At 70.4% G+C, this 21,671-nt stretch carries 17 protein-coding genes and 1 pseudogene; 9 read left to right on the top strand and 9 right to left on the bottom strand.

Annotated elements, in window-relative coordinates; all coding sequences use genetic code 11:
- The 3 genes from HR086_RS28710 to HR086_RS28700 form a co-directional block, all read right to left on the bottom strand.
- On the bottom strand, positions 1-1,333 hold a 1,333-nt coding region (locus tag HR086_RS28710), incomplete at its 3' end, for a hypothetical protein (protein WP_174467218.1).
- A 23-nt stretch (positions 1,334-1,356) separates the two neighbouring features.
- Complete coding sequence (locus HR086_RS28705) at positions 1,357-2,004, bottom strand: peptidoglycan-binding protein (protein ID WP_174467217.1); 648 nt, start codon at positions 2,002-2,004, stop codon at positions 1,357-1,359.
- A 32-nt stretch (positions 2,005-2,036) separates the two neighbouring features.
- The gene (locus HR086_RS28700; RefSeq protein WP_174467216.1) at positions 2,037-2,606 is read right to left on the bottom strand and encodes a carboxypeptidase-like regulatory domain-containing protein; all 570 of its coding nucleotides are present in this window, start codon (positions 2,604-2,606) and stop codon (positions 2,037-2,039) included.
- Between the two features lie 447 nt (positions 2,607-3,053).
- Here HR086_RS28700 and HR086_RS49800 point away from each other — a divergent pair.
- Together HR086_RS49800 and HR086_RS28695 are read left to right on the top strand one after the other, a co-directional pair.
- Positions 3,054-3,323 (top strand): annotated as a pseudogene (locus tag HR086_RS49800) (double-CXXCG motif protein); the annotation flags it as partial.
- A complete protein-coding gene (locus HR086_RS28695; RefSeq protein ID WP_306663437.1) occupies positions 3,265-3,783 on the top strand; it encodes a double-CXXCG motif protein in 519 nt (172 codons plus the stop codon). The pseudogene HR086_RS49800 and the gene HR086_RS28695, both read left to right, overlap by 59 nt.
- Positions 3,784-3,802: 19 nt before the next feature.
- Here HR086_RS28695 and HR086_RS28690 read toward each other — a convergent pair whose 3' ends face one another.
- On the bottom strand, positions 3,803-5,191 hold the full coding sequence (locus tag HR086_RS28690) for a hypothetical protein (RefSeq protein WP_174467215.1): 1,389 nt from the start codon (positions 5,189-5,191) through the stop codon (positions 3,803-3,805).
- Positions 5,192-5,374: 183 nt separating this feature from the next.
- Between HR086_RS28690 and HR086_RS28685 the strand changes: the two genes are divergently transcribed.
- Positions 5,375-5,842 (top strand): hypothetical protein, encoded by a 468-nt coding sequence (locus HR086_RS28685; protein ID WP_174467214.1) that lies wholly within the window; start codon positions 5,375-5,377, stop codon positions 5,840-5,842.
- A gap of 147 nt (positions 5,843-5,989) precedes the next feature.
- On the opposite strand, the gene HR086_RS28680 is transcribed toward HR086_RS28685, so the two are convergent.
- Positions 5,990-6,406 (bottom strand): hypothetical protein, encoded by a 417-nt coding sequence (locus tag HR086_RS28680; RefSeq protein WP_174459702.1) that lies wholly within the window; start codon positions 6,404-6,406, stop codon positions 5,990-5,992.
- A 207-nt stretch (positions 6,407-6,613) separates the two neighbouring features.
- On the opposite strand from HR086_RS28680, the gene HR086_RS28675 reads away from it, so the two are divergent.
- The 5 genes from HR086_RS28675 (at position 6,614) to HR086_RS28655 (ending at position 14,182) form a co-directional block, all read left to right on the top strand.
- The gene (locus HR086_RS28675) at positions 6,614-9,697 is read left to right on the top strand and encodes an aminotransferase class I/II-fold pyridoxal phosphate-dependent enzyme (protein WP_174467213.1); all 3,084 of its coding nucleotides are present in this window, start codon (positions 6,614-6,616) and stop codon (positions 9,695-9,697) included.
- A 147-nt stretch (positions 9,698-9,844) separates the two neighbouring features.
- A complete protein-coding gene (locus HR086_RS28670; RefSeq protein ID WP_174454612.1) occupies positions 9,845-10,648 on the top strand; it encodes an ABC transporter ATP-binding protein in 804 nt (267 codons plus the stop codon).
- Positions 10,649-10,813: 165 nt separating this feature from the next.
- Entirely contained in the window at positions 10,814-11,812 is a 999-nt protein-coding gene (locus HR086_RS28665) for a class I SAM-dependent methyltransferase (RefSeq protein WP_174459699.1), read from the top strand.
- A 68-nt stretch (positions 11,813-11,880) separates the two neighbouring features.
- Positions 11,881-12,702: a hypothetical protein gene (locus HR086_RS28660; protein WP_373564368.1), complete on the top strand. Its 822-nt coding sequence runs from the start codon at positions 11,881-11,883 to the stop codon at positions 12,700-12,702.
- Between the two features lie 103 nt (positions 12,703-12,805).
- A complete protein-coding gene (locus HR086_RS28655; RefSeq protein WP_174467212.1) occupies positions 12,806-14,182 on the top strand; it encodes a wax ester/triacylglycerol synthase family O-acyltransferase in 1,377 nt (458 codons plus the stop codon).
- 9 nt (positions 14,183-14,191) lie between these two features.
- On the opposite strand, the gene HR086_RS28650 is transcribed toward HR086_RS28655, so the two are convergent.
- Together HR086_RS28650 and HR086_RS28645 are read right to left on the bottom strand one after the other, a co-directional pair.
- Positions 14,192-15,601 (bottom strand): sigma-54 dependent transcriptional regulator, encoded by a 1,410-nt coding sequence (locus tag HR086_RS28650; protein WP_174467211.1) that lies wholly within the window; start codon positions 15,599-15,601, stop codon positions 14,192-14,194.
- Positions 15,598-17,139 (bottom strand): nitrogen regulation protein NR(II), encoded by a 1,542-nt coding sequence (locus HR086_RS28645; protein WP_174459695.1) that lies wholly within the window; start codon positions 17,137-17,139, stop codon positions 15,598-15,600. The genes HR086_RS28650 and HR086_RS28645 overlap by 4 nt, the downstream gene beginning before the upstream one ends.
- Before the next feature lie 237 nt (positions 17,140-17,376).
- Here HR086_RS28645 and HR086_RS28640 point away from each other — a divergent pair, with 237 nt between their 5' ends.
- Positions 17,377-17,778, top strand: coding sequence for a hypothetical protein (locus HR086_RS28640; RefSeq protein ID WP_174467210.1), 402 nt, complete (start codon positions 17,377-17,379; stop codon positions 17,776-17,778).
- A gap of 46 nt (positions 17,779-17,824) precedes the next feature.
- Here HR086_RS28640 and HR086_RS28635 read toward each other — a convergent pair whose 3' ends face one another.
- Both HR086_RS28635 and HR086_RS28630 read right to left on the bottom strand, forming a co-directional pair.
- The gene (locus HR086_RS28635) at positions 17,825-20,956 is read right to left on the bottom strand and encodes a HEAT repeat domain-containing protein (RefSeq protein WP_174467209.1); all 3,132 of its coding nucleotides are present in this window, start codon (positions 20,954-20,956) and stop codon (positions 17,825-17,827) included.
- 51 nt (positions 20,957-21,007) lie between these two features.
- Positions 21,008-21,671 (bottom strand): RDD family protein (locus HR086_RS28630; RefSeq protein WP_174467208.1); only part of this gene is annotated, 664 nt, incomplete at its 5' end.

The raw sequence follows: 21,671 nt of genomic DNA, 5'->3' as shown, positions 1-21,671 counted from the left end.
GTCCCGGAGCGCTGGTGAGGACCGGGGGCGTGGAGACCACGGTTGACGCAGGGGGCTTGGCGGGAGGAGGAGGTGGGGCCTGGAAGACGAGTTGGAGGCCCACCTTCATGGGCGCCTCGTCATCCTCCACCACCTCCAGGCGGGACACCTGATTGTCTTCCGCCTCGCAGTTCTGCGTCTCCGCGCCGCTGGCGTCCTCGAGCCGGATGAGCCTCTCGCTGGCGTCAATCTTTCGCTTCACCTTCAACGCTTCGGAGCCGTTGACCCACGCGTCGAGCGTCTCCCAAGCCTGCTTCTTCCGCTGCTCCGCCACTGGCGCCTCGTAGTGCTCGACGGTCCATGCCTTGAGCTTCTTCGCCACCGCCAGCGCCAGTGCCGCCTTCTGCTTGCCCGTCTTCTTCGGCAGCTTCTTGCCCAGCTCCTCCTCGATTCTCTCCCGCGCCTCCGTCTGGACTTCGGGTTCCTTCCGGATGAGCTCTGCTCGAATCCCTTCGTCTGTCCCCTTGTCGTGCGCGGCCTGCGCGGCGTTCAGGAAGTCGGAGACGGGAAAGCGCCGCCGGGCGGGGATGGAGGGCGCGGCGAACTGGAGCGCGGCGTAGGAGGTGGGCGGGTTGCTCGCGCCCTTGTGGAGACCCACCCGGTAATACCCGGTGTAGATGCCGGGGGCGATGGCCCCCACGTCGTTCGGGAGCAGGGTGGAGTTGTCGAAGTCGGGGAGCGTGTTGCCCTTGTCGTCCTTCAGGGCGGGCTTGTCCTTGTCATAGCCGGGCTCGGTGGTGATGGGCAGGACGGCCACCCGCCAGTGCTTGCACTGCGGACACGAGACATCCACGCCGGGATGGGGCCAGTGCTTCGGGACCGGCCACTCCGTCTCCGCGAGCACGGCATCCACATACGCCTGCGCGTCCTTCAGGTTCTCCGCGCGGAGCCCCTCGGCTTCGAGGACGGTCTTCTCTCCTTCCTTCAACAGGGCCGGGTCGTAGAGCACGACGAGCAGGTCGTCGAACCGGTTGGACAGGGAGCGCTCCCGGCGCAGGCCCACGAGCTGGAGCGTGAGCGGGTTCGTCCGCGCCAACTCCAGCTCCTCGTCATCCTGCAGGTGGAACCGCTGGTTGCCCGGGTCGAGCTCCTTCTGGTTCCGCAGGCTCTCGCTCGCGAACTGCTTCAGCAGGCCCACCGCGCAGTCCGGGCACTTCGTCTCACTCAGCGTCGCATGATGCGCCCGGCGCTCCGGCGCCGTCGCCACGGCCGCCTTCTTGGGCTTGTCCTGCTTCGGAGCGGCCTGCGTGGGCGCGTCCTTCGCGGTCTCCTTCTTCACGGCCTTGGCTGCCATCGGTACCTCTCACGCAAAGGGGTTCAGCTCCCGTGCAGCTCCTCGAGCCGCCGCAGGGTCTCCACGTCCAGGTGGCCGGTGACTTCCAGGCCGCCGCGGTGCTGGAAGGCGCGAATGGCGCTGCGAAGCCCCAGCGTCATCTTCCCCGTCGGCTCCAGCGCATAGCCCAGGTTGATGAGCCGGGACTCCGCGCCGCGGACACCGTGGTCAGGGGTGTCCCTCATGGGACGCAGGGTGCCCAGCGCGAGCTCCCAGGACAGGCCCTCGCACTCCAGCTCCACCTGGCTGACGGTGAAGGGGACCTTCGCCTCGAGGAAGCCCTCGTCATCTGTACTGCCTTCGATGACCTCCTGCTCGAAGGTGAGCAGGTAGGGCATTCCGGAGCGCGGCGCCCCCTCCGCGTCCTTCAGCGCGAGCCGCAGGTGCCGCTCCCCCACCTTGAGGGTGAAGCGGTGGGCCCTCCCGGTGGAGACGTTGGGCTTGTACTTCGGGGCGCTCACCTCCGGAATGACGACGGTGTCCCCCGGGTAGAGCACGTTGGGGTTGGGGCGCTTCTCGCGCAGCTCCGCGTTGTCCGGGTGTTCGTAGAGGCGCTTGAAGTCCGCGAAGCCATGGCGTCGCGCGATGAGCAGGAGGCATTCGCCCTGCGTGACGATGTGGGTGGTGGGCATCTCCCCCTCCTCGAGCCTTGTCGAATGGTAGTTCATCTCCAACTGCTTCCGTCCAGGTCGGGGAAGGAGACCTGGCACTGCCCCGGATTCACGCCGTCCACGCGGGCGTAGCCGTTCTTGTTGAGGGTGCCCTCTCGAGTGGTGCCGTCCGGCAGCGTCACCATGTAGTGCGCGTTGGGGACGGGCTTGCCCCCTTCGTCCGTCAACTCGATGACCAGCCATGTCGGCTCCTCGATGGACGCCTCCGCGGACTTCTGGATGAACGTATCCGGCCAGGGTGGGGGCACGAGCACGGGGCGCTCCACCTCCAGCGCCACCAGCTCGCCGCGGGTGAAGGCGTCGGCGAGCCGCTGCTTGAGGCGTCGCTCGTACTGGCCGCGCTCCAGTCGGGACTGCCCCAGTAGCGGGCCGCCGCCGAGCGCCTCGTCCATGGCATGCAGCGTGCGCGCCGTGGGCGTCGTCAGCCAGTGGTCGAGAGCGGACGTGACGAAGACGTCCGGCACCTGGTTCCGTTGCGCCTCGCGGCTGGCGGATGGGACGACGACCCAGTCCGAGCCTCGGGCCGGAAACGTCCACCGGCGTTCCCTACTTGGTTGCGACATGACAGCGACCCCCCATCCGCCGGAGGGTACTTGCTGGGACTGACCTGAGGCACCCCTCACTTGATACCGAAGGCTTCGCGGAAAACGGGCTGCTCGCGAATCAGTGGTCGCAACGGGGCCTCAGGCATCATGGCAGGCTGGCCGCAGGGACCACGCCCCGCGTCGCCAGTGAAAGCGACAAGACCCTCTCGGCATGCAGGTCGTCCCCGACGAGTCCGTCGAGGAAGGCATGCACCTTCTTTTCATTGATGGGGGGAGTTCTCACCCGGTACGTGGTGTCGAGGGTGCCCTGCTTTTCGCTCGAACCGGCCGACCTGCGGCGTCCTCGCCAGCTTGCCAAATGAGGGGATGCCTCAGATCGTGCCCTACTACGGGCATCCCATTGCGCCACCGGGCCCCCAGCTTTTCACGGACCCCTGAGCCGTGACCCGAGGTCGGCGAGAGCGAATGAAGTACTTCCGAGTCGAGCAAGACCTGTCGTCGCGCTACTCAGGCGAGCTGAACGCCACGCATCGGTGGGGACTCCCGGGCGTGGAGCCCTGCCCGTTGTGCGGCCTGAGCGGCGCAACGCTGGGTCTCGAATACCCGTGCGTTGACCTGTCGAGTCTTCCACCTGCGGAGCAGGAGCGGTTGTCTGACCCGTCTCCTGTCCCCTTGGATGAACTCAAGCGGTTGCGTGAGCTGGTGCGCCCCGCTGGCTCCCGTGAATGCGGTGCTCGATGCCGGAACGGAGCTGGGGCCATTGACGGGAACAGGCTCGGGAAGCTTCGGCCCGTTCTTCCTGCCCGCAAGCTGGTCCCTGTGCATTCGAGAGGACGCGCTGGTCCGGCTCCGCGAGGCGGGCGCTCGGGGGCTCCAGGGGAGCGAGGTCTCGGTGCGCTTCAGGACGAAGAGCCCACCGATGCTGCTGAACCTGCAACTGGATGTGCAGGGCCGGTTTCATCCCGACGCTTTGACCTGGACGCGAAAGCCGCCGTGTCCTCGATGCGGCATCAGTGACGCGGAGGGGCCCCTTCCAGCGCCCATCGTTCTCGACGCGGCGACGCTTCCAGTGGACGTGGACCTGTTCCGGCTGGCGGATGCCCCGGGCATCATCATCGCCACGGAGCAACTGGTGGATGCGGCAACACGGTTGTCGCTGGACGGCGCCGTGTTCCGGGGCGTGGAGGCGCGTTAGCCGCCGTCCCTGCCGCGCATTACTTCGACTCCGGCAGCGTCCAGTCGAAGACGAAGCGGTGGGCGCCTCCAGGCGCGCTGTCCATCCAGCCCGTGATTCGCTCACTGCGCGCCAGCAGCGGGCCCAGCTCCGAGCTGACAGCGAAGAGCGCGGCGAGTTGCTCGTCCGACAGCACGTCCGACAGCGACACCTGGGAGAGTCCGCGCGCGAGCAGCTTCGGGTCCAACGTGAACTCCGCCGCGCGCTCCTGCTTCGCCGTCGTCTCCGGCAGCGCCGCCATCGTCGCCTGCATCACCGTCTCGTCGTTGCCCACCACCAGGTGCTGGCCCTTCTGTCGCACGAGCACGCTGCCGCCCTTCACCGTGAGCGCCCAGCCGTCCTCCAGCGCCTTCGCCCCGGGCAACGTGCCCAGCGGCGCCAGCGCGCTCTTCACCGCCGCCGCGTCCTTCACCTCCGCCGCCAACGCCTGCTTCACGGCGAAGAAGCGCGCCTCCCGCGTCCGCAGCGAACCACGCACCTGCACGTTGCTCATGTTCACCAACATGTTCCCCGTGAGCTGCTTCGCCACGGCGTCCGCCGAGGCCTGCACCTGCTCCTTGGGACATGTCGGGCAGAGGGCCTGGATGCTCGCGCGCAGCGAGCCCACGGCCTGCGACACTCCCGCCGGCGCCACCGCCACGCGCGAGAACAGCAACCCCTCCGGCTTCATCGCCCCATAGGGACTGTTGCTCTTGGCCTGGAACGGCGGCAGCGGCAGCTTCATCGCCGTGCCATCCACCTTCAGCCCGCTCGCCGTGCCGTCCAACCCCACCACCGTCCCGCCCGTGGCGAGGAACGCGACCCCCGCGACCTTGCTCAGTCGCGCATCCGGCGCGGGCGCCTTGCCCACCAGCTTCACGGACTCCTTCATCAACACGGCGCCACCTTCATCCGTGGCCCCGAAGGCGCAGACCTCCTGCCCCTTGAGCGCGTAGCCCATCGCCCCGCCCGCGGCGCGCGTCGTGCTCACCGTCGTCACACCCTTCGACGTGACGGGCTTCGCCTCCGCGCCCCCTGCCTCCGTCATGGCCTCCGCCGCCTTCTGCTGGAACACCTTCGCGTCCGACACCCGCATGCAGGACACGCGGCCGTCCTCGCGCAGCGACACCGTGGCCGGCCCCGTCGCATCCAGGCCCACCGCCGTGAGCGTCTCCGGACGCGTGGGGTCGATGGTGAGGAAGGGGTGCAGCTCCGCGCGCCACGCCGAGGGACGCAGCAGCGCGGCGTGCGTGCCCGCGCGCTCCAGGAAGGCGGAGAGCCCCGTCAACGCATCCAGCTTGGGAACGTGGACGACCGTCTGGGCCGACGCGGCGGAGCGAGGAGCAGGAGCAGCCGCCAGCGTGGCGGCGAGGACGAGCGAGGAGAACATGTCCCCCGTGAGAACAGCGCTCCTCCACCCCTGTCAAGACACTCGCGCGCTCACGCGGGCCGGAACAGGGCGGGCCCCCGGCCGAACGGCCAGTGGTGGACGATGGCCCCCTGGTGACGGTGCGTTTCCGGCGTGCCTGCTCGCCTGGCTTGATGTCGCGGCGGGCCCCGCTAACGTGGGCTCATGTCCCTTCGTTGGCGCGTGGGTGTCGTCGGCTGGCTGAGCATCATCGTGGCTCAAGGGTGCGCTCATTCGACTCCGACCGAGGCGTCGTCCTCCGCGAGTCCCAGGGCCTCCACGACTTCCCTCGTGCCCGCTTCAGCGCGCATCGAGAGTCTGGGCCTGGGGCTCAGTGAGTCCACGAAAGGACGCCGCGAGGACCAGAACTGCGCCGACTTCGTGCTCACGGAACCGCAGGTCCGCGCTTTCTTCGCGCAGTCGCGCGAAGTCACCTGGCGGGAGATTCACGACTCGGAGGACCTGGGCTTCGCGCCCTGTCTCGTCACCGGGCGGCTCGTCTTCGAGGACGGGCAGCAGGTTCGCTTCGCAATCAACCCGTTCCTGGTCGCGACCCTGAGCTACTCGGATGACAGCACTCGCTTGCTGGCCTGCGAGGGCGCCTGTTCCCAGAGCGTGCTCGGTCCTCCGTGAGTCAGGCTGGAAGTCGCTCGTCCACTGGAGCCTCTTCGTAAAGCGCCGGTGGAGCAGAGGCGCGAAAGCCAGTCCGCCCCGCTGCTCCACCGGTCCCCCCTCCCGTCCTCTTCGTCGAGCGAAGACGGGAATGTCTCGTGTGCTGCGCTACAGCCGGCCGATGTTGGCCCACTCCGTCATCCGCTCCGCCAGGTCCTCGGCGTTGCGGCGCAGGTGCGCCAGCTGGAGCATCTGGTCATCCGACTCCGCCAGCGTCATGCGCCGCATCAGCAGATCCGCGAAGCGCACCACCTGCGCGATGCTGATGCAGTCGGCGTCCTCCGCTGCCCCGGCGAAGCGCGCGACCTCCGCGTCCACCTCCAACTGCTCGTCCAGCAGCGCCTTCACCAGCGCCGAACGAGACACCGGCGTCTCGAACTCCTCCGGATTGCGAAGCTGACGCCGCCAGGGCTGCGACTCCCAGCGGACACGCACCGGGTCTCGGAGGACCCGGTTTCGCATCGGCTGAGCGCTCATCATCCCCTGCATGCCGGGCCTGGCCGGCGACCAGAAGCTGAGTTCCATCAGTGCCCCCTCTCCACTACGGGGTCTGTCCACAAGCGTGACCGAGTTCATCGTCTCCAGCCGTCCCTTCCCGTTCCAACCCACCCACCGCATCCCTATTACGGCCGAGGGCTCAAAACTTGATTGGAGCCACGGCGCCAAAGGGTTGCGTTCGCACGCCACGGGTGCGTTGACACAGGGCGGTGAGCCCGGGACAGTCCGCGCGCCATGCCGACCTATCCCTCCTCCCCCCGAGAGGCCTTCCACCTGTTGCGCGCCCTGTCGGAGGACCTGGGGCACCCGGAGCGGCGCGCCCGGGCCCGGGTGGAGCTGCGCGAGCTGGCGGAGCTGTCGCGCGAGCAGCCCGAGTCGGCCCCCCTGCGGCTGGTGACGGTGACGGTGGTGGCGGGCGCGTCCCAGGAGCGCCTGGAACTCTTCCTGCTCCCCTCCATCTTCGCGCCCGAGTCCTGGGCCTATACCTTCATGGAGGGGCTGCTCAGCGTTCCCTTGGACGAGTACGCCGGCAAGCGGCTGGTGGAGGTGGGCGCGGGCTCGGGGTGGATCTGCATCGCGCTGGCGAAGTTCACCCGGCTGGCGCACATCCACGGCGCGGACCTCAACCCGCACTCGCCCGTCGTGGCGCGCTGCAACGCGTGGCTCAACGGTGACGAGTCGCTCGTGTCTCGCCTCTCCTTCGCGGAGAGCGACCTGCTGCGCGGCGTGCCCGCGGAGCCCGCGTGGGACTTCGTGGTGGGCTGCATCCCCCAGGTGCTGCGCACGGAGGAGCTGCCCGGCGAGCTGTCTCAGGCGGATGAGCAGGCGCTGTATGACCTCTCCAACTACTGCACGTTGCAGAACGTGTACGAGGACCATTTCGGCCTGGGGCTCATCGCCCGGCTGCTCGACGAGGCCCCGGAGCGACTGGCGCCCACGGGCAAGCTGCTGCTCAACCTGGCGGGCCGTCCGGGTCGCCCCATCATCGAGCGCATGTTCACCCGGCGCGGCTTCACCACGCGGGTGAGGGTGGCTCGGCGGGTGCGGCAGGCGGCGGACACGGACATCCGTCCGCTGGTGGCGCTGGAGCAGCGCACGGGGCGCGAGTTCGAGTTCTTCATGGAGGCTCGCAGTCCGGAGCCGCTGCGCGCGGCCACGGCGCTGGGCTGGCTCCAGTCCGGGAACGCGGTGTGGCACGAGGTGGCCGTCTGGGAGGCGCACCTGTCGCGCCCGCGCGAAACGCTGGCCCTTCGTCAGTCCCTGCGCGAGCTGGGCATCCCCACGCTCCAGGAAGAGCTGGACCTGGGCGCCGCGTCGCCCGAGCAGCTCGGCTTTGTCTCCGCGCTGTCGCAGCGGCTGGCGAAGGGGCCGCTGTTGCCGTACGCGCACGAGGCCGGAGATGTGTCGTTCCGAGGCCAGGTGGTGCGCTACCTGGAGCGCTACTTCGGCCTGCGGCTCGCGGAGGAGGAGCTGTTCGTCGCGCCCGAGCGGGAGCAGGCGGTGTACTCGCTGCTGCTCGCCACGTGTGACGTGGGGGACGAGGTGCTGGTATCGCGCAACCTCCATCCGCTCTACGCGCGGGCGTTGGAGAAGGCGGGCGTGCGCGCCACGGTGACTCACACGACGCTGGAGGAGATTCGCCGGCTGTTGTCCGCGTTCGACGTGAAGATGGTGCTGCTCACGGTGGAGAAGGGCGAGCGCACCAACCTCTCCGTGCTGCGCGACATCATCGCGGAGGCGGCGCGGCGGGGCATCTGGGTGGTGCTGGACGAGAGCGCCTTCTTCAACATCACCGGTGAGGTGGAGCCGCTCACGCTGTTCGAGTTCCTGGCGCGCGAGCCGTATTCGCCCAACCTCGTCGTGCTCTACGGCCTGGTGAAGAACGCGGTGTGGCCGGACCTGGAGCTGACGCTGCTGCTCCCCGTGCCGGAGCCGCTGCGCGGAGACCTGGAGGTGGCGGCGGAGGTGACGTACTCGCGCATCAGCACGCTGGCGCAGTGGTTCTATGAGCGCACGTTCGCGGACCTGCTGTCGTTCCGCATCTCCTTCGCGGAGCCGGAGCCGCCCGGGCCGCGCCGCGCGCCGGTGGCTCCGTTGCCTCGCTCCTCGCGCGTCCATGCGCTGGCGGGCTTCCCCGCCTTCGCGCCCAAGGTGTTCCGCGAGGACGACGCGGAGTTGGTGCGGTTGGACTACGGAGAGAATGAAGGCCCGTTGCCGCAGCCGCTGGTGGAGGGGCTCATCGCCGCCGCCGCCGCGCCGCGCGAGACGGGCGCGCAGACGGGATTGTCCGAGGCGGTGGCGGCCTTCCTCCTGGAGACGCGCGCCGCGCGGTATTCGCCCGAGGAGCTGGTCATGGCGCCGGGCGTCTGGCCGCTCATCCATCACCTGGGTGTGGCTCTGCGCAAGCGCCTGGGGCGAGCCCCCCGCGTCTTCGTGGTGATGCCCTGCTACGGCGTGCTGCCGCCGACGTTCGTCTCGGCGGGGTGCGAGGTGGAGCAGGGGACGCTGGCGGAGTTGTTGGCGCGACGAGGCCAGGGCGCGAGTGGTCCGGACGCAGTGGTCATCTCCCAGCCGTCCAACCCCACGGGCGTCTACGTGGCGCGCGAGGAACTGGTGGCGCTGGCCAACTACGTGGTGGAGCAGCGGTGCCTGCTCGTGTCCGATGAAATCTTCGGACTGGTCAACCTCACCAGCCCCACGGCGGAGACGGTGCACAGCCCGGTGACGTTGGAGGGCGCGGTTCCCGGCGTGGGCGCGCGCACCGTGGTGCTGGGTGGTTTGTCCAAGGAGTTCGCCGCCGGTGGGCTGCGCGTGGGGTGGCTGGCCACGCGCGACAGGGCGCTGGCCTCGGTGATGAGGGAAGGGGGCCCAGGGGTGTTGCACCTCGTCACGGCTCGCGCGGCTGCGTACCTGTACGCGGCCTATGCACGCAGCCCGGATGGACAGCTCCTCTATGGAGCGCGGCACCGCTCGCTGCGGACCTTCCTGACGAAGATGCGGCGCGAGCTGGCGGAGAAGCGCGAGCTGTTGGTGCAAGCGCTGCCCGCGGACGGGCGCTCGGACACGGGAGACACGGGTGGGCTCTTCCTCGCGCCTCGCATGACGTCCTGGCTGGGACGCGAGGTGGACGGCGAGAAGCTCACGCCGGAGAACCTGCCGCGCATCGTGTACGAGCACACGCATGTGGTGCTCAACGGCGGGCCCTGGTGCTCCGACCCCGAGCGTGTGCGCGCCGTGTTCTCCATTCCCCGGGAGAAGCTGGTGAAGGCATGCGAGCGACTGAAGGCGTTCGGCGCGAAGCTCCTCGCCGGCGACTGAGACGTTCCGCTCCCCGTTGTGTCGAGTGGGGAGCGTCCGTCCCAGACTGGAAGGTGGCTCGCGGCGGGGAGGCGTGGGCGGCGACACTGCCCGCTCCTGACGCCGCGCCCGGTCCTCCCGGGTGTCGGCGGCACGGGGGGCGAGACAATGAGCGAGCCTGCGCCGCGCGCGGTCATCGAGCTGGTGGACGTGCACAAGTCCTTCGGCCCGCAGCAGGTGCTGCGCGGAGTCGACCTGGTGGTGCGCGAAGGCACGACCTGCGTGCTGATGGGCGTGTCCGGCTCCGGCAAGTCCGTGCTGATGAAGCACGTCGATGGCTTGCTGTCTCCAGACCGGGGCACCGTGCGCGTGGACGGCGAGAACCTCGCGGACCTGGACACGCAAGGCATGGCGCGCGTGCGCCGGAAGCTGGGCATCCTGTTTCAAGGAGGAGCCCTCTTCGACTCGCTCAATGTCGAGGACAACGTGGCCTTCCCTCTGCGAGAGCTCACCCGACTCCCTGAGCGCGAGGTGCGCGCGCGGGTAGGCCGCGTGCTGGCATTGGTGGGACTTGAGGACGCCGCGACGCAACTGCCCGCGGAGCTGTCCGGCGGCATGCTCAAGCGCGCCGCCTTCGCCCGCGCCATCGTCATGGAGCCGCGCATCCTCCTCTACGACGACCCCACCGCGGGGCTGGACCCGCTGAAGACACAGTCCGTGGCGGAGGTCATCCTCACCGGCAAGCACCAACTGCACGCCACGTCCCTCGTCATCTCCCCGGACGTGGCCACCGCGTTCCAGGTGGGCGACAGCCTGGCCCTGCTGCACGAGGGCCGCATCGTCGAACACACGACACCCGAGGCCTTCCGGGACTCGCGACACCCCGCCGTTCGCGCCTTCCTTCACGACTGGCTCGCGCGCCGCTCCCGACATGCGGGCCCCTCCAGCGCGGACGCGCCCATCCCTGGCTGACGCGCTCTGTTCGCTGCTGAACCCGAATGCCTGTTCAAGCGGGGACAGAGACCCAGCCCCTTCGCTGGATGGGCCGGAGCATGGGTTGTCCCGCATGGTTGGTAATCCCGGTTCCGGGGGGCTGCCTGGAGCGCGGTGGATTCGACTCACATCTCGGGGGGTGTCATGCCCAATCTGCTCGACCTGCCTCGGCAGGCGTTGATGGACCTTCGTTCTCGCTTGAGCCACCTGCCACTGATGTCCCAGTTGCCGCTGCGCAACGTGGTGCCGGACAGCCTGTCGCTGTCGAGTCCCACGCCGCAGGACTCGGCGCTGGCGGACCCGGCGCGGGTGTTGGCCTGGCAGAAGGCGTGTGAGCGTTATGTGAAGCCCGGCCAGGTGGTGATGGACGTGTGCTCGGGGACGGGGCTGCGCACCTTCCTGGCGGCGAGCCGACATCCCCGGCGGCTGTTCGCGGTGGATGGCTCGCGGCTGCTGGACACCGCGCAGTGGGTGGCGCGGCGCAACGGGCTGGAGCACATCGACTTCGTGCGCTCGCACCCGTGGAACTTCCAGGCCCCGGAGAAGGTGGACGTGCTGCTGCACGACCTCCTGGGCGAGGCCCTCTTCGACGCGGGCCTGGTGCCGAGGATGTTGGACCTGCGCTCCCGGCTGCTGCGGCCCGGTGGGCGCATCCTGCCCAACCGCTTCGAGGTCTTCATCGAGCCGGTGCAGCTTCGCGACGAGGCGTGCCTGCCCTTCATCTGGAGCCAGCGCTTCCCCAGCGTGGACTACAGCTGCCTGCAGACGCTGCGCGAGGCGATGAACCCGTCGTACTTCACGCGCGTCGTCCGCTCGTACGAGGTGGACCACCTGCTGTGTGACCCGGAGCCCGCGTTCGCCTTCGACCTGGAGACGATGGCGGCGGATGGGCTGCCGCACCGCGTGCGCTTCGAGCGCCCGGTGATGGAGGAGGGGCGCGTGGATGGCTTCTGCCTCTTCTACAAGGTGGCCTTCGACGCGGAGCTGTCCTTCACGGTGTCGCCGCTGCGCGGACAGAACCCCGCGGGCATGACGCTGCTGCGCGTGGACCCCCGTGAGTTCGCTCGCTACGAGACACTCGCCTTCGAGCTGGAGCTGGTGGACCCCGGGGATGTGCGCACCTGGCGCTGGCACTTCTGCTGAGGGCCCAGGCAGGCATTGCTCTCGGGTGGACAGCCCACCCGACGCGAGGGCTTCGCCCCGAAGGGGCCGTGCCTAGTTTGCTCCACGGCATGCGCTCCTTTCGTGGGTTCTTCTTCCTGGCGAGTCTGTTGGGCTTCTCCTTCTCCGCGCTGGCACAGGGGGCTTCCGAGCGTCCTCGCACCGTGGCGGGTGTCTGTGGCAGCGCCAACTGGGTGTGCGTGGCCGAGTGCATCGAGCCCGAGTGCGTGGACCGGTGTCTGCGCGAGGGCTGTGAGCAGGCGTTGGACCGACTCAAGTCCTGCACCTTGAAGGCGGGGTGTGCGGAAGACGACACCCAGTGCGCGGCGCGCACGTGCGGCCCCACGTGTCAGCGCGCCTTCGAGCCCGCGCCTCCGAGTCCGGAGAAGGAGCTGAAGGACCCCTGCCAGGGCCAGACGGGCTCGACGAAAACCGTGCCCGGCAAGCTGGTGGGAGAGTGGAGGCTGACCGCGGCCAGCCTGCCCGAAATCACGGACGGAGGCTTCACGCGCATCGAGCCCCAGCCCCGCGCCGACTATGCGCGCACGCTGCGAATCACGCCCGAGGGGTGCTTCGTGCTGCGCACCGCGCTGAAGGACGCGACGCTGGGACAGGGCAACGCGCTGGTCGTTCGCGCCTGGGGCATGGTGGAGGCCCTGGGTGAGCACCACGTGAAGCTCCTGGCCCGCGACGGACAGGCCGTGGGGCCGGTCTGCGGCGCCAAACGGGTCATCCCCCTGGCACGCTCGAAGGTGAAGTTCCGGGGCGGCTCGTACCGGTGGGACTTCGAGCAGGGCGCGCTCACGCTGACGCTGGATGATGCGACGAAGCAGACCTTCCAGTTCGAGCGCGAAGAGGGCGTGGCGCCGTAGCGCTCCTGAAAGTCCACCCACCACGCGAGGTCAACCTGCGCCATCATGGCGTGTCCCGGAGTCCTGGGACGCGGTCTGAGCGCACTGGGAGGCACGCGAGGCGATGGCGACACAGGAGCGGATGGCGAGCGTGGATGCGCTGTGGTTCCACATGGAGGAGCCCGCCAATCTGATGATGATTACGGCGGTCCTCTTCTTCGAGGGCCGGGTGGACTTCGAGCGCCTGCGCACGGAGACCCGCACGCGACTGGTGGACCGCTACCCGCGCTTCCGACAGCGCGTGGTGCTGGGACGGTTGGGCCTTCCTCAGTGGGAAGATGCGCCGGACTTCGACCTCGACGCGCACCTGCTGCGCCTGCCTGTCCCCGCGCCCGGAGACCGCGCAGCGCAAGAGGCGCTGGTGAGCGAGTGGATGAGCACGCCGTTGGAGCGCTCGCGGCCCCTGTGGCAGTTCCACGTGCTCGAGGGCGCGCAGGGCGGAGACATCCTGCTGGCGCGGCTGCACCACTGCATCTCCGACGGCATCGCCCTGGCGCGCCTGTTGTTGTCGCTCACGGATGGCGACGCGACGAACACCGAGCCTCCGCGCGAGCACACGCGGGCTTCGTCGGGCGGGCTGGCGCGGTGGGTGCGCGGCGCGCGCGCGGCGGCGGGGACGGCGCGGACGGTGTTGCGCAAGGGCGCGGAGCTGGCGGCCGAGCCCATCCTGGCCGGAGACCTGCTGCGACAGGGGGCGCTCAGCGCGGCGGCGCTCGGCAAGCTGATGGTGATTACGCCGGACCCCCGCACGCCGCTGCGAGGGCCGCTGGGGACGCAGAAGCGCGCGGCGTGGTCCTCGCCCATTCCGTTGGAGCGCGTGAAGGTCGTGGGCCGCGCGCTGGGCGGCACGGTGAATGACGTGCTGCTGGCGGTGCTGACGGGCGCGCTCAGGCGCTACCTGGAGGCTCGCAACGTTCCTCCCGAGGACCTGCATGCGCTGGTGCCCGTGAACCTGCGGCCGATGGATGAGCCGGTGCCTCGCGAGCTGGGCAATCGCTTCGGTCTGGTGTTCCTGCGCCTGCCCGTACAAATCGAGGACCCGCGTCGTCGGCTGCACGAGCTGTCGCGTCGCATGGGCCTGGTGAAGAAGTCACCGGAGGCGGTGGTGACCTTCGGCGCGCTGGGGTTGCTGGGGTACACGCCGGCCCCGGTGGAGCGGGCGGTGGTGGATGCCTTCGGCACGAAGGCCTCGCTGGTGGCGACGAATGTGCCCGGCCCCCGACAGCCGGTGTCCCTGGCGGGCGTGACGCTGCGAGAGCTGACGTTCTGGGTGCCGCAGGCGGGGCACCTCGGGCTGGGCGTGAGTCTCTTCAGCTACGCGGGCCAGGTGACGGTGGGCGTGGCCGCGGATGTCCTCCGCGTCCCCGACCCGCATGTGCTCATCCAGAACTTCCACGAGGAGCTGGATTCGCTGAGCGAGGCCGCCGCCCAGCAGGCGTGAGCCGGTGGGCTACACCAGCCCGTGCTCCTCCAGCTTGTTGTAGAGCGTCCGGCGGCTGATGCCGAGCAGCCGCGCCGCCAGCGTGCGGTTGTCTCCCGCGCGCTTCAGCGCATCCACCATGGCTTGTCGCTCCGTGTCCTTGCGCTGGGACTCCAGCGTGCGTCCAGACTCGGCGCCCGCGGGCTGCGCGCTCGAAGTCGCGGGCAGGGCCGTGGTGCCCTGGGATGGCGTGAGGACGGGGGCGGAGAGTCCGGGCTGGCGAGCCAGCTCGCGCGAGACGTCTTCACCTGTCAGCGTCTGTCCATCCGAGAGCACCACCAGTCGCTCCAGGAAGTTCTGGAGCTGGCGCACGTTGCCCGGCCAGGGCTGGGCCTGAATCACCGCGAGCCCGTCGGCGGTGAGCGTGAAGGGCGGCTTCCCGTTCGTCCGCGCATGGACGTCCAGGAAGTGTCGCGCCAGGGGTTCGATGTCCTCGGGCCGCTCGCGCAGGGCGGGCAGCCAGAGCGGCACCACGTTGAGTCGGTAGAAGAGGTCCTCGCGGAAGCGCCCCGCCTTCACCAGGTCCTCGAGCGGCTGGTGCGTGGCGGCCACGAAGCGAACGTCCACCTTCACCGTCTGCGTGCCGCCCAGTCGCTCCAGCTCGCGCTCCTGGATGACTCGCAGCAGCTTCACCTGCACGGCGGGCGAGATGTCTCCCACTTCGTCCAGGAACAGCGTGCCCCCGTGGGCCAGCTCCACGCGGCCCGGCTTGCGCGTGGCCGCCCCTGTGAAGGCACCCTTCTCGTAGCCGAACAGCTCGCTCTCCAGCAGCGTGTCCGGGAGCGCCGCGCAGTGCAGCTTCACGAAGGGGCCCGCATGTCGCGGACTGCCGTCATGCACCGCCTTCGCCGCCAGCTCCTTGCCCGTGCCCGACTCGCCCCGCAGCAGCACGGTGGCCATGCCCGTGGCTGCCTTCGCCAGCAGGGCCTGGGCCTCCGCCATCTTCTGGCTGCCACCGACGAAGGCGCTGGGAGTCCGCAGCGGCTCGTGCGCCGCCTCGCCCTGCGCTCGCAGCAGCGCCTTGCGGATGGTGAAGAGAATCTCTTCCCGGTCGAAGGGCTTGAGCACGAAGTCCGCCGCGCCCGCCTTCATCGCCTCCACCGCCAGCGGCACGGTGCCGTGCGCGGTGAGCAGGATGACGGGGACGTCGGGCCAGCCCTTCGCCACCTCGTTCAAGAGCTGCATCCCGTCCATGCCCGGCATGCGCACGTCGCTCACCACCACGTCCACGGGCTTGCGCTCCAGCATGGCGAGCGCTTCCTTCCCGTCGCGCGCCGCGTGCGTCGTCAGCCCCGCCTGGGACAGCAGCGCTCCCAGCACCTTGGCCACCGCCGGGTCGTCGTCCACCAGCAGCACGGTCCCCTTCAACGCCTCGCTCACGCGGCTTCTCCTTCAGTCCCACTCCCGGCCTGCCGGACTTCCATCGGCAGGCTCAGGCGCACCACCGTACCGTGCCCCTCGCGGCTTGTCAGACTCACCGTGCCGCCATGTGCCTCCACCACCCGCCGCACGAAGGCCAGGCCAAGCCCGCTGCCCGCTGCCTTGGTGGTGAAGAAGTCGTCGAAGGCGCGCTCGCGGGTGCGCACGTCCATGCCTTCGCCCGTGTCCTCCACCTCCACCGCCACGCCGGGGCCGTCCCGCAGGGTGCGCACCGTGAGGGTTCCACCTCCGGGCATGGCCTCGACGCCATTGCGCACCAGGTTCTCCACGGCGTTGGCCAGCAGGTCGGCGTCTCCCGAGCAGGGGGGCAGGCCCGCCTCCAGCTCGCGGACGATGGAGACCTGACCCGGACTCGCGAAGGCCTGGAGCGACAGGACGCCCTCCACCAGTCTCCCCAGGTCCACGGGGTGGGGGAGGGGCTCCACGCGTGCCAGCCGCTGGTACGTGTCCACCACGCGGCCCAGCCGCTCCACCTGCTCCAGCATCAGGTCCAGGAACTCACCGTGGCTGGCCCACGACTGGCCCCGCGCGTGCTCTTCCTTGAGGTACTGCGCGGCGCCCTTCAGCGCGGCGATGGGGTTCTTCAAGTCGTGCGCCATCTGCGCGGAGAAGCGGCCCAGCGTGGCCAGGCGCTCCATGCGCTCGGCGCGCGTGACGAACGCGGTGACACCTCGGCGCGTGGCGGCCAGCAGCGCGAAGGTGATGGCCGTGGTGAACACGACGAGGGCGCCGACCTGCGCGGCGAAGAGGCGGAAGACGGTGAGGTACGCCAACACGCCCACGCCCGCGAGGGCCGCCGCGTGCAAGGCCATGCGCGGAGCGCCTTCTCCCTGGTCTCGACCGAAGAGTCCGAAGCGCAGCGACGCCGTGGCCATCACCGGCAGACCCAGGAGGGTGCCCAGGCTGCCCAGGCGAGGCACCTGCCGCAGGCCCAGCTCCACCGCGAGCTCCGTCAGCAGCAGGGCCACCACCAGCGTCAGGCCGAGCACCATCAGCCCCGCGCGGGCCCGCTCGTCGGAGTGACGTGCTTCGCGCAGGTGGAAGCCGAGCAGCGCGAAGCCGGCACTGAGGGGCGGTGCCACCAGCACGGTGACGAAGATGCCGAAGCGCAACGTCAACAGCCGCGCCGCCAGCGAGGGCGCCCCCAGCGACGCGAGCATCGTCATCGCCAGGGCGCCGAAGATGGCGTAGGTGCCGAACATGGCCCAGGCCGAGCGGCGACGTCGTCCCACGAAGGCGAGGGCGAAGTGCAGGGTGCACGGCACCGTCATCAGCGCGGCGGCGAAGCCCACCAGCCTCCATCCCGGCTCGCCCGACCGCTCGAGCGCGAAGCCGGTGAAGTTCCAGGTGGAGAGCGCGATGGACAGCAGGGACAGGGGCAGCGCCAACGGGCTGCGCCCCACGCGCGCGAGCGCCAGTCCCGCGAGCGCGAGCTGCCCGGCGCAGGCGATGATGCTGATCCACATCCCGCTCGTCATGACGCTCTGTCTCGTGCCCGTGTCACGGACGTCAGCATAGTCCGGGATGGCGGTCGGCTCGGAGCGGGCAGGCGTCCTGGCTCCGAGTCGATTCCGTGTTCGTCACGGGTGCGGGGCCACCCGAGCACGTCCTGGCTCCCAGTCGCGGAGCCCGCGCCCACACGTCATGCCCGAGACGCCGAGCACGTCCTGCGGCAGGGCTCCCCACTCGATGCCCGTGTTGATGAGGAGAATGTCATGGTGAATGACGAGAACCCCCTTCGTACCGCGTCCGCTCTCGCCCAGGCAGGCAGGACGGCCGAGGCCATCGCTTGCCTGGAATCCGCGCTGGCTCGGACTCGGCCGGACAGGGAAAGGCCCGCCAATGCATCCACCCTGGCTCGAACAGCGGGCCTCCTCTGCGAGGAAGTCGGCGGGCTTTCGCAGGCAGCGCTCTACTACGAAGAGGCAGTTGCTACCTCGGAAGGCGAGCCACTCCTGCTGCTGGCCCTGGCGGACGTCCGCTGGCGGTCAGGTCAAGCGCACAGCGCGCGTTCGTGCCTGGCAAGAGCCGAGTCCATGGCTCAGTCCTCCGTTGATGCCGATGCCGTGAAAATGGTCGCCAACCTCCGCGCGCGGTGGGCGAACGAGGACCGTTGAGCAGCTCTCGCTCCTCCGGTCTCCCTGCCTGTTTTGTCAGGCACTCTCAGAGCATGCCGAGCCGGCGCGCGTTGGCCGGGTCCACCGCCGCGGCTTCCCAGCGCCGCGCGGCCACTTCGCGCTCCGCCTCGGGGGCGTCCGCGTAGTAGCCGAGCGTGTCGTTGAGCGCGCGGCTCAGCTCCTCGATGGCGGCGAGGCGCACGTCGAGCTCACGGTGGCGCAGCGCGGTGATGAGCCAGTCCGCGCGGCGGCGACTGCGGTTCTCCAGCCACCAGGTCGCCCACTGCTTCGGGCTGAGGCCCAGCGGCATGCGCGTCACTTCACGCAGCGCCTCCGCCGCGGCCTGGGCGCACATCTCGTCGTCGCTGCTCGTGAGCTGGATGAGGCCCTCGACGGCCTCGCGGTCATGCAGGCTGCCCAGCGCCCTCGCGGCCAGCGCACGACGCATCATGTCCCGGCTCGTGAGCTCCTGGCGCAGCTCACGCAGCGCCGCGTCCAGGCGGGGCAACTGCTTGAGCGCGGCGGCGGCCACGCGCGCGGCGCTGGAGATATCCGGCTCCAGGTCGAACAGCCCGCGCAGCACGCCATCCACCAGCTCCACGTAGGGCAGGTTGCCCGCCGTGAGCAGCGCGAAGTAGCGCGTGTCCGCGTCCTGTGAATCCAGCAGCGGCGACAGGGCCTGCGCCGCCGGACGCCCCAGGCGCGACAGCGCGGCGGGAATCGGTCCCAGCTCGTCCGCCTCGGGCAGCTCGACGACGGGCAGCCGGCTCCAGGCGGTGGGGCCGGGGAAGTGCTGGGCGAGCACTCGGGCGCTGGCCTCGGGCGAGCGCGCCAGCTCCACCATCGCGTTGGAGCGCTGCGCGGCGTCCGGGCCGGTGAGTCGGCGCAGCAGCGGCGCGAAGTCCGGAGGCGGGCGCTCCTCTTGCGACTGCGCGCGCGGCGGCAACGCGGCGGCGCGGCCCATGGTGCCGGAGGTGCCTCGGCCGAAGAAGGGGCCCCAGCCCAGTCCCGCCACCACCGCGGGCGCGGGAACAGGAGCTGCGGCGACCGGCACGTCCACGTCGATGGAGATGTCCTCTTCCGGCGCGCGCGGCTCCGCGGTGACGCGCTGCTTGCGGAACAGGATGAGCTCCTGGAAGGCCGAGGACAGGTCCTGGCAGAACAGGATGTAGTCCGACAGCCGGCGCTGGCTCATCGGCTTCTGGCCGCAATCCCCGTAGAGGATGGCCACCAGCCGACCCTTCACCTCCACCGGGTACAGGAACACGGTGCGCGGCGTCTGCCGACCGAACAGCTCCAGGTAGTGTCGGGTGAGCGCGTCCGGAGGCAACGGGCCCGCGTAGCTTCCCCGCGTCACTGCCACGGTGCGGAAGACGCTGCTCGCGTCGAGCGGCACGGACACCTGGGCGAGCCCTTCACCCGTCATGCCCTCGCCACGACCGTCCCAGCCCACCGCCGCGCCACGCAGCACGGCGAAGGCCGCCACATAGTCGAACGTGCGCCGGCCGAAGCGCAGCGCCACGTCCATCAGCCGGTCGCGGTCCTTGGTGGACTCCTTCAGCGCCGCGCGCGCCTGGGCCAGCGTCCAGTCCGGAACGTCCTGGCTGGCGGGCGAGGCGGGCGGCCGTGCTTCCGGCTCGGCCTGACGAGGACGCGCCTGAGCCGGAGCGGACGGCTTGCCCGGGTTGGGGAAGACGATGAACGCGGGCTCATTCGAGCGCGGCGGCTGGAGCGGAACGGGGGCGTCCGGACGCGTTCCCGAGAGCGGAGAGCCGAAGCGGAGCGTGGGCGGCGGAAGGGCGTCGGCCGCGGACTGCTGCGCGGGAGGGCCCGGTGGCCAGACCTGGGGCGCCGTACCGGGCTGCGCGGGCGGCGCCGGGGGCCACACCTGCGGGGCTCCCGTCTGCGCTCCAGCGGGATTCGTCGCCGGGCGGGCAGCGGGCTGCGCGCCAGTGGGCGGCGCCGTCGCGGGACGGGTCGAGGGCTGCGAGGTGTCAGCGGGGCGCGTCGCGAACTGCGCGACGTCAGCGGGACGAGAGGCGGGCTGCGCGCCATCGGCGAGACGCGAACCAGGCTGCGCGACGTCTGCGGGACGAGAGGCGGGCTTCGCGCTGTCAGCGGGACGAGAGGCGGGCTGCGCGCCGTCAGCGGGACGAGACGCGGACTGCGCGCTGTCAGCGGGGCGCGCGGGCTGCGCGGTCGGAGGCGCCGCGACGGACGGGGCCGCTGGTGTCGCGGTGGAGGCGACACGCGTCGAGGGCGTGGCCTCCGTGGTTCGGGTCGGCGGCGCGACAGGAGCGCCTCGCGGCCCCGGTGCTCCGGCGGGCGGCGTCGCGGTGAGGACAGGGGGCTGTGCCGGTGCGCCGACGGGTGGCCGGGTCGGTGCGCCCATGGGGGGCGTCGCGGTGAGGACGGGGGGCTGGGCCGGACGCGTGTCGGGCCTCGACGGCGTCGCCGTGGCGGGGTGCTCGGCCGCGGGCATGTTCAGGCGCAGGGGCGCCCGGACGAACGCGGGAGGCGGTGCGGCCGCCGTGTCGGGCGGAGGAGGCGGCGGAGGCCGCTGGGACGCGGGCGGCGCCTTCGGCGTGGGCCTCGCCTCGGTGGTCAGGGGCTCTCGCGCCACCGAACGGGCCAGCCGCTCCACCATCTCCACCGTGAGGGACTCATCCGGCGGAGGAGGCGGCGGGGGCGTGACGGGAAGCTGCTCCTCGGGGTCCAGCGCGGCGACGAGCTGGACGAAGCGCGGCGCCAGGGGCTGGCGGTAGATGGTGGAAATCCACTCGCGGATTCGCACCTCGGCCGCCACCCACAGCTCGAGCGGCCTGCCCAACAGGAAGCCGACCTCGTCGAGCTCCTTCTTCGGCACCGGATACGCGCAGGCGACGTGCAGCGTCTGCCCATCCAGGGAGAGCGGCACCACGCTGAGCCGCTCGGCGATTTTCGGCGGGATGAAGGAGGCGACCTCGGCGTTCGGCTCGAAGTCGACCAGGTTCACCGGTCTGAAGCCGGCGACGTCCCCGAGCAGCGCGAGCACATCCGTCTCGCTCACCAGGCCCTGCTCCAGCAACACCGTGTCCAGGTGCCCGCCCTGAGCCTGCTGTATTCGCAACAACTCTCCCGCCTTCTCCTGGGAAAGGAGCGTGCGGGAGACGAGAAGCTGGGCGAGGCGGGCGGGCATGTAGGCGCGGCATCTTACGGCCGCGGCCGCAAGGCACAATGAAGCGGTGAATCAGCTGGGTTGAACGACGAAAGTGGACGTCAGCTTGTCATGGAGCGTCTGTCCGCGGCGATCAAAGAGCGCCATCCAGAATCCGCCCAGGAACAGGACGAAGGAGACGCTGGCGAGCAGCGCCCGCACGATGGCCCGACCCGGAGCGGGCGCCAGTCCATGCGTGTCCACCAGGCGGAGGCCCAGGAGCAGCCGGCCCAGCGTGCGTCCATTCCAGAGAAAGGCCGCCACCGCGCAGTACACGAGCGCCAGGATCAGCACCAGGAAAAAGCCCGGCAGCAACACCGTGTGCAGCGCGCGCAGCCACGCGACGAAGCCGTCCAGGCCCGTCAGCCCGGCCACGGGCGCCTTCGTCCCCGTCACCGACGAGGCGAGGGTGATGTAGAGCGCCGCCACGCCAGCGATGGCCGCCGTGTCGATGGTGAACGAGAGCAGCCGGCGCCACAGCGACGCGGGACGGGCATGCACTTCCGCGACACCCGGCTGAGACGCAGTCCGGACCGACGGGGGCCGCGGCTTCTCCGCGCGAGGTGCGCTCTCCGCCATCACCGGAAGCCCTGGCAGGGTATCCACGGACTCCAGCGGAGGAAGGCTGACGGGGGCCGCGGCCGGGGACTCCATCCGGGGAAGGCCCGGGGCGGGGGCCGCCGACTCCATCCGAGGC

The sequence above is a fragment of the Myxococcus sp. CA039A genome (genome assembly GCF_013336645.1).
Taxonomy (GTDB): Bacteria; Myxococcota; Myxococcia; order Myxococcales; family Myxococcaceae; genus Myxococcus; species Myxococcus llanfairpwllgwyngyllgogerychwyrndrobwllllantysiliogogogochensis.
The sequence above is the reverse complement of the archived record's forward strand: the minus strand, read 5'-3'. Positions and strand labels throughout refer to the sequence as shown.

What these genes read in the sequence shown, in the direction of transcription:
- HR086_RS28690 (WP_174467215.1), bottom strand. Translation starts at nt 5,191, where the DNA reads ATGTTCTCCTCGCTCGTCCTCGCCGCCACGCTGGCGGCTGCTCCTGCT.
- HR086_RS28705 (WP_174467217.1), bottom strand. Translation starts at nt 2,004, where the DNA reads ATGCCCACCACCCACATCGTCACGCAGGGCGAATGCCTCCTGCTCATC.
- HR086_RS28685 (WP_174467214.1), top strand. Translation starts at nt 5,375, where the DNA reads ATGTCCCTTCGTTGGCGCGTGGGTGTCGTCGGCTGGCTGAGCATCATC.
- HR086_RS28695 (WP_306663437.1), top strand. Translation starts at nt 3,265, where the DNA reads ATGAACTCAAGCGGTTGCGTGAGCTGGTGCGCCCCGCTGGCTCCCGTG.
- HR086_RS28670 (WP_174454612.1), top strand. Translation starts at nt 9,845, where the DNA reads ATGAGCGAGCCTGCGCCGCGCGCGGTCATCGAGCTGGTGGACGTGCAC.
- HR086_RS28700 (WP_174467216.1), bottom strand. Translation starts at nt 2,606, where the DNA reads ATGTCGCAACCAAGTAGGGAACGCCGGTGGACGTTTCCGGCCCGAGGC.
- HR086_RS28655 (WP_174467212.1), top strand. Translation starts at nt 12,806, where the DNA reads ATGGCGACACAGGAGCGGATGGCGAGCGTGGATGCGCTGTGGTTCCAC.
- HR086_RS28635 (WP_174467209.1), bottom strand. Translation starts at nt 20,956, where the DNA reads ATGCCCGCCCGCCTCGCCCAGCTTCTCGTCTCCCGCACGCTCCTTTCC.
- HR086_RS28675 (WP_174467213.1), top strand. Translation starts at nt 6,614, where the DNA reads ATGCCGACCTATCCCTCCTCCCCCCGAGAGGCCTTCCACCTGTTGCGC.
- HR086_RS28680 (WP_174459702.1), bottom strand. Translation starts at nt 6,406, where the DNA reads ATGGAACTCAGCTTCTGGTCGCCGGCCAGGCCCGGCATGCAGGGGATG.
- HR086_RS28645 (WP_174459695.1), bottom strand. Translation starts at nt 17,139, where the DNA reads ATGACGAGCGGGATGTGGATCAGCATCATCGCCTGCGCCGGGCAGCTC.
- HR086_RS28665 (WP_174459699.1), top strand. Translation starts at nt 10,814, where the DNA reads ATGCCCAATCTGCTCGACCTGCCTCGGCAGGCGTTGATGGACCTTCGT.
- HR086_RS28640 (WP_174467210.1), top strand. Translation starts at nt 17,377, where the DNA reads ATGGTGAATGACGAGAACCCCCTTCGTACCGCGTCCGCTCTCGCCCAG.